This window comes from Variovorax sp. 01T439_2 (genome assembly GCF_056398445.1).
In genome coordinates this window covers 1-1,024 of sequence record NZ_JBFTPJ010001355.1, presented here as the reverse complement: position 1 = coordinate 1,024, position 1,024 = coordinate 1, and the positions used below count along the sequence as shown (strand labels likewise).

Here is a 1,024-nt window from a genome sequence, read left to right as displayed (position 1 = left end):
CTTCCCGCCCCGGCATTGGCAAAGACGACGTCGAGCGTTCCGCGCTCGGCCTTCACCGCCGCGTAGAGCCGGTCGAGGTCGGCCTCGTCGGAGACCGAGCCCTTCACGGCGCGGGCATTGGGCCCGAGTTCGGCCACGGCGGCGTCGAGCGCTTCCTGCCGGCGGCCGAAGATGAAGACGAAGGCGCCCTCCTCGATGAAGCGCTTTGCCGCGGCGCGGCCGATGCCGGTGGCGCCGCCGGTGATCACGGCGGTCTTTCCATTCAGTCTGGTCATGTCATGGGATCCATAGTTGAAGTTGCACGGAAGCAGGGAACTGCTTGAGAACAAGTATGGAGTTCTGATAACCTAAGGACAAGTATGCACTTTTTGGTAAGTATGAAAAAATGACGACGCCTTCTTCTCATCCAACCTGCGGTACCGGCGGCTTCTCCTGCGGGCTCGACGCCACGCTGCGCATCATCTCGGGCAAGTGGAAACCGTTGATCCTGTTTTTCCTGCGCGACGGCCCGAGGCGCTACGGCGAACTCAAGCGCTTGATCGAAGGCGTCAGCGACAAGGTCCTGATCCAGCATCTGAAGGATCTGGAGGCCGATCGCGTGCTGGCGCGGACCGACTACAAGGAGGTACCGCCGCGCGTGGACTACGCGCTGACCCCGCTCGGCCGCAGCCTGGCCGAAGCGATCGTTCCGCTGTGCACCTGGGGAACCGAGCACATGGCGGAAGTGGCAAGCATCTTCGCCAAGCGCGAAACTTTGTCCTAGCGGGATGGAGAAGAGCCGCTGAGTCGGAAGACCCTCCGCATTCGCGGGAGGGCGGCTGGTGGAATTCTTCCGATCAGAGTGTCAGGCTGCGCGGCAGCGGCCGGACGCGGCATCGTTCTTCACTCCCACTCGATCGTCGCAGGCGGCTTGCTCGACACGTCGTAGGTCACGCGATTGATCCCGCGCACTTCATTGATGATGCGCCCCGACACCTTCTTGAGCAGCGCGTACGGCAGTTCGGCCCAGTCGGCGGTCATGAAG

3 protein-coding genes are annotated in these 1,024 nt (G+C 63.0%); 1 reads left to right on the top strand and 2 read right to left on the bottom strand.

The features are described 5' to 3' along the window. A partial coding sequence (locus AC1DOC_RS34915) for an SDR family NAD(P)-dependent oxidoreductase (RefSeq protein WP_478131746.1) occupies nt 1-275 on the bottom strand: 275 nt, incomplete at its 3' end. Nucleotides 276-385: 110 nt separating this feature from the next. Here AC1DOC_RS34915 and AC1DOC_RS34910 point away from each other — a divergent pair. Next, a complete protein-coding gene (locus AC1DOC_RS34910) occupies nt 386-763 on the top strand; it encodes a winged helix-turn-helix transcriptional regulator (protein WP_012747869.1) in 378 nt (125 codons plus the stop codon). A gap of 119 nt (nt 764-882) precedes the next feature. On the opposite strand, the gene AC1DOC_RS34905 is transcribed toward AC1DOC_RS34910, so the two are convergent. Then, nucleotides 883-1,024: GMP synthase (glutamine-hydrolyzing) (locus AC1DOC_RS34905; RefSeq protein ID WP_478131747.1), on the bottom strand; the 142-nt coding region annotated here is incomplete at its 5' end.

What these genes read in the sequence shown, in the direction of transcription:
- AC1DOC_RS34910 (WP_012747869.1), top strand. Translation starts at nt 386, where the DNA reads ATGACGACGCCTTCTTCTCATCCAACCTGCGGTACCGGCGGCTTCTCC.